At 63.2% G+C, this 8,820-nt stretch carries 8 protein-coding genes; 4 read left to right on the top strand and 4 right to left on the bottom strand.

The genetic code is table 11. The features are described 5' to 3' along the window. Window positions 1-314 precede the first annotated feature (314 nt). Genes RFA01S_RS26900 through RFA01S_RS26890 form a run of 3 tightly spaced genes read right to left on the bottom strand, consistent with a single transcriptional unit; the run spans window position 315 to window position 2,529 of the window. Window positions 315-716, bottom strand: coding sequence for a RidA family protein (locus RFA01S_RS26900; protein WP_032384918.1), 402 nt, complete (start codon window positions 714-716; stop codon window positions 315-317). Beyond that, window positions 713-1,510: an IclR family transcriptional regulator gene (locus tag RFA01S_RS26895; RefSeq protein ID WP_052060498.1), complete on the bottom strand. Its 798-nt coding sequence runs from the start codon at window positions 1,508-1,510 to the stop codon at window positions 713-715. Before RFA01S_RS26895 ends, RFA01S_RS26900 begins: the two co-directional genes overlap by 4 nt. Then, entirely contained in the window at window positions 1,507-2,529 is a 1,023-nt protein-coding gene (locus RFA01S_RS26890) for a sugar kinase (RefSeq protein WP_052060499.1), read from the bottom strand. Before RFA01S_RS26890 ends, RFA01S_RS26895 begins: the two co-directional genes overlap by 4 nt. A 114-nt stretch (window positions 2,530-2,643) precedes the next feature. Between RFA01S_RS26890 and RFA01S_RS26885 the strand changes: the two genes are divergently transcribed. The 4 genes from RFA01S_RS26885 to RFA01S_RS26870 are packed head-to-tail and all read left to right on the top strand — an operon-like array spanning window position 2,644 to window position 7,628. Further along, complete coding sequence (locus tag RFA01S_RS26885) at window positions 2,644-3,927, top strand: type III PLP-dependent enzyme domain-containing protein (protein ID WP_032406453.1); 1,284 nt, start codon at window positions 2,644-2,646, stop codon at window positions 3,925-3,927. A gap of 13 nt (window positions 3,928-3,940) precedes the next feature. Next, window positions 3,941-5,554, top strand: coding sequence for an N-acyl-D-amino-acid deacylase family protein (locus tag RFA01S_RS26880; RefSeq protein WP_032406454.1), 1,614 nt, complete (start codon window positions 3,941-3,943; stop codon window positions 5,552-5,554). After that, window positions 5,551-6,189 (top strand): bifunctional 4-hydroxy-2-oxoglutarate aldolase/2-dehydro-3-deoxy-phosphogluconate aldolase, encoded by a 639-nt coding sequence (locus tag RFA01S_RS26875; protein WP_027497688.1) that lies wholly within the window; start codon window positions 5,551-5,553, stop codon window positions 6,187-6,189. Before RFA01S_RS26880 ends, RFA01S_RS26875 begins: the two co-directional genes overlap by 4 nt. Beyond that, window positions 6,186-7,628: a GntP family permease gene (locus RFA01S_RS26870; protein WP_032406455.1), complete on the top strand. Its 1,443-nt coding sequence runs from the start codon at window positions 6,186-6,188 to the stop codon at window positions 7,626-7,628. Before RFA01S_RS26875 ends, RFA01S_RS26870 begins: the two co-directional genes overlap by 4 nt. Here RFA01S_RS26870 and RFA01S_RS26865 read toward each other — a convergent pair. After that, window positions 7,545-8,771 carry a hypothetical protein gene (locus RFA01S_RS26865; protein ID WP_052060500.1) on the bottom strand — a complete coding sequence of 409 codons (1,227 nt, stop codon included), beginning with the start codon at window positions 8,769-8,771 and terminating at the stop codon, window positions 7,545-7,547. The two genes, RFA01S_RS26870 and RFA01S_RS26865, sit on opposite strands and share 84 nt — an antisense overlap. Window positions 8,772-8,820 lie beyond the last annotated feature (49 nt).

Here is an 8,820-nt window from a genome sequence, read left to right as displayed (position 1 = left end):
ATTCACCAAATAAAATTCGGCACTGACATTCATCGACACACTGTTGAGTTCTCAAAGAACACGTACACACCATGGTCACCGTGTGAACGGCAACGTCCGGGGCTTACACGCTCGAACCCCAGACATGGCTGATAACCTCTGCCTTGTCTGGGTTGTTCAGGACGTACTCCGTACAACCTCGTTGTCCCGGTTTGTGAAGACCGGGTCGGTGTCCGTGTCGCTCTGACTCGACAAAAGTTACGCGAAGACCAACGCTTACGCAAATCGCCTGGTCAGATGTAATTTTCGTGTGAACATCTAGGTCGAGCGTGCAGTCAGACGACGGCGATGGCATCTATCTCGACCAACATCTCCTCGCGCGGAAGCCCCGTGAACACGGTCGTCCGGCTCGGCAGCACGTCGCCTGTCGTGTTCGCCGAGACGAACTCGCCATAGGCGTCGTTCATGATCGAGAAGTCCTCACGCTTGGTCAGGTACACGCGCAGCATGACGACGTCGTCGAACGTCGCGCCGCCGGCTTCCACGATTGCCTTGACGTTCTCCAAGGTTCGAGTGGTCTGCGCGGCGACGTCACCTGGGAACAGGTATTCGCTCGTCGCCGGATCCACCGGGCCCTGACCCGAAACCTGCACGAATGGCCCTTTCCGCACCCCCTGGGAGAAGGTGTGTGCCGGGGCCGGGGCACCTGTGGTGCGGATTTCGATCTTTTCGCTCATGATGTTCCTTCCATCGAACTGTCGTTTGTCAGTGGGCGGTCATGTCGATCTGGCGGCCGCCAGCCCAGTCCTTCGGAAATTGCCGCTGCCGTGCCGCGCACTGCAGGCAGCGCAGCCAGTACCTGCTGATGGTCGAGCAACATGTCCGGTACCGACATGGACACCGCGGCCACCACGTCTCCGGTCCCGTTGCGCACCGCGCAGCCGATGCAATTGACGAAAGACTCGTGTTCTTCACGGTCCTCCGCAAAACCCTGCTGGTCCACGAGCTCGAGCTCGCGCAGGTACTGCTCCGGTGTGCTGATCGTGCGTTCCGTGAACGGCGTGTACGTGATGCGTCGAGCGATCTCTTCTCGTTCGGCGCGCGGGCGGCCTGCGACCAAAATCTTTCCCACCGCGGTGCAGTGCAGCGGTGCCGGCCGGCCGACGCGTGAGTACATCCGCACGCTCTGCTGTGCGTCGAACTTGTCGATGTAGATGACCTCCCCCGCTTCGTACGTGGCCAGGTGCACCGTCTGGCCCGTGTCGGAGTTCAGTGCAGCGAGATGCGGTCGCGCGACGGTGCGCACGTCTCTCTGTTCGAGCGCGTGATTTGCGAGCTCGAACAGCCTCGAACCGAGTTGGTACCGGTGATCCGCTCCATGGCTGACGAACCTGTCCGATTCCATGGTCCGCAGCAGTCGCAGCACCGTCGTCTTGTGTACACCGAGGACTGCGGCGAGTTCGTCGAGTGACTTCGATCCGTCCTCGAGCAAACCCAGGATCGTCAGCGCCCTCGACAAGCTCTGGCTCACAACGTCGCCTCGGTGTGCACCGCTGCCACGGCAGCGTAGTCGAGTGTCGCCCAAGCATTGTCGTCGATTCCGGCCAGTGCTGCCAGTTCGTCGTGCGGCAGGACTTTCGCTACATCACCGTGGCCGGTCAATGCGCCTGCGGCACAGAGATGTCCGAATCGCACACGCTGCGCCGCGCTGTATCCCATCAGCAACGCGGCCAGAAAGCCGCCGGCGAAAGCGTCACCTGCACCGATCTTTTCGACGACGTCGAGTGTCAATGCGGGGACGTCGACTCGCGCGACTCCCTCGAATGCCGTCACCGTGTGCGCATCGTTCTTGATCACCAGATGACGGGGCTCGGGAAACATCTCGCGTACTTCCGCCGGACTCGAGGTCCCGAACACCGAAGCGGCCTCGTCGGCACCCATCGACACGATGTCGCTACCGCGGACGTGCTCACCGAGGACGCGGGCCGCGTCGTCCGAACGCCCGGCCCACAAGGCCGGCCGATAGTTGAGATCGAAGCTGACAGTGGAGGGGCCGGCCATGAGGCTTCGCGTCAATTGTTCCGCAGTGGGTGAGATGGCGACGGTGATGCCGGTGAAATGGACGATGTCGGCGCAGTCGATCGCCGCTCGCACCTCGTCGTGAATATCGTTGGGCGAGAGCGCAGTAGCAGCCGAAAGAGACCGGTAGTACGTCATCGCGCTGTCTCCCAGAGGCAGGTCGTGACGGTGATCGGACCCCGATCCGCGCTCCTTGATGTAGAGGCCCGTCGGCCGCCCGCTATCGACGATCACGCCCGACGTGTCCACACCGGCAGCGTCGAGTTCCGCGACCAGATATCGGCCGAACCCGTCGTCACCCACCCGCGAGACCCACGCAGCCTCGATTCCCAGTTGGACGAGGACACGAGCCACGTTGGCTTCCGCACCTCCAGCCGTCCGATGGAACGTCTCCGACCGTTCCAGTGGGCCAGGGTCCGCGACGAGGACAGCGAGGCCTTCGCCTACACACACCACCCGGGGGGCTGCCATGTCCGTCTCCTCGAACTCTTGCGGGAATGCATCGTTGGATGCAGACTACAAATGAAAGACACGATACGCAACCGTCGTTGCATATAGCGCAACGCAGAACTCGAGGAGACTGACGTGATCGACACTGCCGGAGTCGAGGCGCTGAGTCGACGACTCCTGGGGCCCGAACACAAATCGCTTCCAGCGAGATCGTGGGGACAGAGCGCCGAGAGCTTTCTGGCCACCGCGCCGCGGCTGTCCGAGTTCACCACCCCAGTACTCACCCTCGACAGGACACGCATCGCATCGAACGTCGATGTGATGGCGCAGTGGACCGAGAAGGCGGGCGTCCTCCTGGCACCCCACGGCAAAACGACCATGGCTCCCCAACTGTGGAAGCAGCAACTGGATGCGGGCTGCTGGGCCATCACCCTCGCTACCGGTTGGCAAGTTCAGGTGGCACGAGCATTCGGTGTGGAGAGAATCGTTCTCGCCAATGCCGAAGTCGATCCTGTTGCTCTGAACTGGGTTGCCGCCGAACTGGACTCGCATCCCGAGTTCGAGTTCTACTGCTGGGCGGACAGCGTCGCCACGGTGCGAGAGATGAACCGCATCCTTGCCGACCACGGCGATCGACCGGTGTCCGTCGTCGTCGAACTCGGCGGCGAGCACGGACGAACCGGCGCGCGAACGACCGAGGAGGCCGTCGCAGTAGGACGGGAGATCGCCGCGTCACCACGCCTCGCACTGGCCGGTGTGGGCGGCTACGAGGGTGCCCTGAGCCACGACCGTTCCGAGGCCGGTCTCGCGGCAGTACGCACCTACCTCGACACTCTCGCCGCACTACATCGCACCTTCGATGCCGAAGGACTGTACGGCGATCACGCCATTGTGACCGCAGGCGGGAGCGCGTACCAGGATCTGGTGGTCGAACGCCTGCATTCTCTGACCTCGGGCAACGGCGTGCGCACCGACGTCGTGCTCCGATCCGGGGCCTATGTGGCGCACGACGACGGCTTCTATTCGCAGATCTCACCGCTGACTCCCGCCCGAACCGAGACGCCGTTGGTTTCTGCGATGCACGGATGGGCCCGAGTGGTGTCACGCCCCGAGCCCGGCCTCGCATTGCTGGACGCAGGTAAGCGCGACTTTCCTTTCGACGAAGGAATGCCCGTCCCGCAACGTGTTCGAGGTAATGAGCTCCTGGATCCGGCCGCGGAGGTGACGGCACTCAACGACCAGCATGCTTTTCTTCGACTACCGGCAGACGACGCCGGCGCACTTCCGGTGGGGGCGGTGCTGCGGCTCGGCCTCTCGCACCCCTGCACTGCGTTCGACAAATGGCGTCTGATCCCCGTCGTGGACGACTCGGACAGCGACGACCCACTCGTGGTCGATCTGATACACACCTTTTTCTAGGAAGCAGAACTTGATGGTGGACACACTATTTCGCGGGTTCGACGTCATCGACGGCACCGGTTCCGCGCGGCTGCGTCGGGACGTTCTCGTCCGTGATGGCACCATTGCAGCACTCGTCGAGCCCGGAAGCCTTTCCAGTGCAGACAGAATCGTCGATGCAGCACCAGGTCACGTCCTGTCCCCCGGCTTCATCGACATGCATGCGCACTCCGATCTGGGGTTGCTGACCGATCCTGGGCACTTCGCCAAGATCAGCCAGGGTGTCACCACCGAGGTGATCGGACAGGACGGCATCGCGTACGCGCCCATCGACGATGCGACGTTGGACGTCATCCGGCGACAGATCGCCGGGTGGAACGGCAATCCCGTCGATCTGGACTTCTCCTGGCGGACGGTTGCCGAGTATCTCGCCCGACTCGACCGTGGCATCACTCCGAACGCTGCATATCTGGTTCCGCAGGGAACGCTGCGCTACCTGGCCGTCGGTGCCGATCGACGCCCAGCAACGCCGTCCGAGATCACCCACATGCAGGAGTTGCTGGCACAGGGTCTGCAGGACGGTGCCGTCGGAATGTCGAGCGGACTCACCTACACACCCGGAATGTATGCCGACACAAGCGAATTGCGAGCACTGTGTGAGGTAGTGGCAGACTTCGGCGGGTTCTATGCTCCCCACACCCGGTCGTACGGCGCGGGTGCACTCGACGCCTACCAGGAGATGCTCGATCTCTCCAGAGAAACCGGATGCGCCCTGCATCTGACCCACGCAACGATGAACTTCGGTGTCAATCGTGGTCGGGCACGTGAATTTCTCGATCTTGTCGACTCCGCGATCGCCGACGGCTGCGACGTCACGCTCGATACGTATCCGTACCTACCCGGGGCCACGACTCTGTCTGCGCTGCTGCCGAGTTGGGCGATGTCGGGTGGGCCGGACCGAGCGCTGGAACGACTCGACGATCCGGCCGAGCGTCGCCGCATAGCGCAGGACGTCGATGTCGACGGCTCGGACGGCTGCCACGGAGTCACCGTCGAGTGGGAGACGATTCAGCTCAGTGGAGTATCGAACCCGGAACTCGACCGGTACGTCGGTCGCACGATGGCCGACATCTCGGCGGACGAAGGGCTCGAGCCGGTCGACGTGTTCTTCGACTTTCTACGCCGCGACGCTCTGGCCACGACCATCCTGCAGCATGTCGGGCACGAGGAGAACGTTCGCGAGATCATGCAGCATCCGCGCCATATGGGCGGCAGTGACGCCATTCTCGTAGGCGAAAAGCCACATCCGCGTGCCTGGGGAACGTTCCCCCGCTATCTGGGCCACTACGTGCGGGACGAGCAACTGCTCTCACTCGAGGAGTGCATCAATCACCTCACGGGTCGTCCGGCTGCACGGTTACGACTGCGCAGGCGCGGCACGATCGCCGTGGGTCATGCTGCCGATCTCGTGGTGTTCGACCCGGACGCCGTTCGAGACACCGCCACGTTCGAAGAGCCCAAACAGCAGGCCGAGGGAATCAGCCACGTGATGGTCAACGGCACGTTCGCGATAGACGATTTTCTTACCACCCACTCCTTGGCAGGCCATGCCCTGCGTATGGACTCAGCCAGAAAGCAGACGTCGTGAATGCACTGACGGCAATTCTCGAAGACCGCGCACTTGCCGTGGTGCGCGCGCCGCACATCTCGGATCCCGCCGCACTCGCACACGCCCTTGCCGGCGGCGGAATTCGCGCTGTGGAGCTCACGTTCACCACGCCGGGAGTCCTCGACCTCATCCGGGCCGCATCCGATGCGGGTGCCATCGTCGGGGCCGGAACGGTCCTCACAGCCGATCAAGCCCGGGCTGCCCTGGACTCGGGTGCCAGTTTCGTCGTGACACCGGGGCTGCGGTCAGACGTCGCCGCCGTGGTGACCGCCGCGCGCATACCGCTGATGATGGGGGCACTCACCCCGTCCGAGGTGATGACCGCGCTCGACCTCGGTGCAGACGCGGTGAAGATTTTCCCGGCGCGCACCGTCGGACCGGCCTATTTCAAGGATCTGCTCGGTCCGTTCCCGGATGCACGTCTGGTCCCGTCCGGCGGCGTCAACGCCGCAAATGCCGCACACTTTCTGGCAGCCGGAGCAGTGGCAGTAACTGCCGGCACGGATGTGGTGCCGCCGAATTCTGTTGCTACCGCTCAGTGGGACGACATCGCAGCACGAGCCCGGGCATTCGTCCACGCCATCGAAACCGCCAACGAGAAAGAACTGTCATGAATTCTGCCGTCGACTGGCTGAGAACCTCGACACCCGGCCTTCTGGTGCTGTGCGGCATAGCAATCGCCGTGTTGCTCGTCGCGATCATCAAGATCAAACTGGAACCGTTCGTCGCACTGCTCATCGTCGGACTCGGCCTGGCCCTGGCTGCCGGTTTACCGGTCAATCAAATCGTCGGAACCGCGATCAAGAGCAACGAGTCGTTGCTCGAGACCGGCTTCGGCGGAATTCTCGGGCATATCGCCGTCATCATCGGCCTCGGCACCGTACTGGGGGCCATACTCGAGAAGTCCGGCGGCGCACAGGCGTTGACCGCCAAGTTGCTCGGAATTTTCGGCGAACGCGGCGCACCCGTCGCGATGGGCCTGCTCGGATTGATCTTCGGTATCCCGGTGTTCTTCGACATCGGCATCTTCGTGCTCGCCCCGCTGGTGTACGTCGCTGCGCGCCAAGGCGGAAAGTCGCTGGTGCTGTACGCGTTGCCGATGCTCGCCGGCTTGTCGATGACGCACGCATTCTTGCCGCCGCACCCCGGGCCGGTGGCACTCGGTGGACTGCTCGAGGTCAATCTCGGTTGGCTGATCCTGTTCGGCTTCATCTGTGGCATACCCGGATTCATCGCTGCGGGCCTGGTGTGGGGAAACTGGATCGGCAAGCGCATCATCGTCCAGGTTCCGGACGACTTCATCAACGACGGGGACGACTCGCCCCGCGACTCGAACGGTGGCGCCGGTGCCGTCACCACCGCACGACCGGTAATCACGACGCCTCCCTCGGTGGGCACCATCGGCGCGATCATCGCAGTGCCGCTGGTCCTCATCCTCGGTGCCACCTTCGGCAGCATCCTCCTCGACCCGGGCAATCTGCTCGAAGTATTGACATTCTTCGGCACTCCGGCCGTCGCACTTCTCATTGCCGTGCTGATCGCGTTCTACGTTCTGGGTATACGCCGCGGATCCACCGTTCAGGAGCTGAGCAAGCTCACAGGTGAGTCGCTGCGCCCGGTGGGCATGCTGTTGCTCGTCGTCGGCGCGGGCGCTTTCTTCGGAAAGGTCATCTCTGCCACAGGGATCGGCACCGCACTGGCCGACACCATGGCGGCGGCAGGTCTACCGATCATCGTCCTGGCGTACATCATCAGTTGTGCACTGCGTGTCGCACAGGGTTCGGCCACCGTCGCGATCGTCACCACCGGTGGCATCGTGGGCCCACTTGTCGCAGCGCAGGAGTACTCGGCCCCCGCCGTCGCATTGATCGCCATGTCCATCGCAGCGGGCTCGATCATCGCGAGCCACGTCAACGACGGAGGCTTCTGGATCATCTCGAAGTTCTTCAACCTCACCGTCAAGCAAACGCTACAGACGTGGACCGTCCTCGAGACGATTCTGTCCGTGGTCAGCTTCGCGGTTGCCGGCATTCTCTTCGCGATCATCGCCTAGCTCGACGGCGCGGTCGGGTGTCGATGTCGGCACCTGATCGCGCCACTGGGAGTGCACCTGATCACCGACGAAATGCGTGTTCTCTGCCGACATCTCCCGGCTGCCCGACCGTCCGACGAGATCGTCGATTCGGTCGTCCAGGCTGTGGGCACGAGCCATGGCGTCCGACGTACGTGCTTCACCCTCCGAGGACTCGACCAGATCGGCCAAACGAACCAACGCAGCCACTCGTCCCGTCAACTGGGTCCATACGACTTCCAGTGCGCGGCGACGTGATTCGACCTGTTCCGCCGTGTCCTCGTCGACCATCGTCCGACCTATACGGATCAACTCGTCCCCTACCGAGCGCAAAGACGTTGCATCGACCGAGATTTCGGCGAGCTCGACGAACAGATCGACCTGGCTTCGCTGAAACTCGAAGTACGTCGACTGCCACGCCGGCGAGCGATGTATGCGATCGAACGAGGTGCCCGCGAGAAACAGCAGCGTGTCGTAGCGGTCCGAGAATCGGTCGTCTTTGCGATCGATCAACTGATCGACCACCCCGGCTGCCCACTGCACCCGTTTGTCGATGGGCGTTCTACGTGCAAGCGTGCTGACTCGATCCTTTGCGGCGTCCGCCAACGTCAGACCTCGCTCGGCGAGCACCCCGTACTTGAGGGGTGCGGGCGTGTGCATCAATGCATCGAAGACCGCGTCGCGCTGTTCCAGGTCGAGATGAATACCTTCGCGACGTTCCTTACGTGCCGCGCGGACGCCGTTGGCGTAGTGCCGGTTCGACATCACCACCGTGGTTCGCAGATGCTCGATCCGCTTGTTCGACTCCGCGACTCGCAACTTGTAGACCAGGGCCGCGCCGGGCTTACCCGACGAATCCTTGGCACGCCATCGATCCCGCTCGTCCACCAACTGCCGCAAGGTTGCGAATCCCCCGACCGACGGGAGAGAACGCCCCGCACGCCACCGAGCGATGAGCACCGTTCTGATTGCTCCATCGACCCTGCCCGCCGCGACGGCCGTTGCGGCGGCGTCGGACAACGGCTCGGAATGGCCGGGTAGCCGGCAGTCGGCACAGAGGCGATGCACCCGGTCATCGAATCGAGCGCGCTGCTGTGCCGAATCGCCTGCATCGAACTGAGACATGATTTCTCCTCGGTCGCACCGCGGTCCGGCGTGCTCGCCGTCGAGTGTT

The organism is Rhodococcoides fascians NBRC 12155 = LMG 3623, assembly GCF_001894785.1.
Taxonomy (GTDB): domain Bacteria; phylum Actinomycetota; class Actinomycetes; order Mycobacteriales; family Mycobacteriaceae; genus Rhodococcoides; species Rhodococcoides fascians.
Note: the sequence above shows the minus strand (reverse complement) of the source record. Positions and strands in the feature narration are given on the sequence as shown.

What these genes read in the sequence shown, in the direction of transcription:
- RFA01S_RS26900 (WP_032384918.1), bottom strand. Translation starts at nt 716, where the DNA reads ATGAGCGAAAAGATCGAAATCCGCACCACAGGTGCCCCGGCCCCGGCA.
- RFA01S_RS26870 (WP_032406455.1), top strand. Translation starts at nt 6,186, where the DNA reads ATGAATTCTGCCGTCGACTGGCTGAGAACCTCGACACCCGGCCTTCTG.
- RFA01S_RS26880 (WP_032406454.1), top strand. Translation starts at nt 3,941, where the DNA reads ATGGTGGACACACTATTTCGCGGGTTCGACGTCATCGACGGCACCGGT.
- RFA01S_RS26890 (WP_052060499.1), bottom strand. Translation starts at nt 2,529, where the DNA reads ATGGCAGCCCCCCGGGTGGTGTGTGTAGGCGAAGGCCTCGCTGTCCTC.
- RFA01S_RS26865 (WP_052060500.1), bottom strand. Translation starts at nt 8,771, where the DNA reads ATGTCTCAGTTCGATGCAGGCGATTCGGCACAGCAGCGCGCTCGATTC.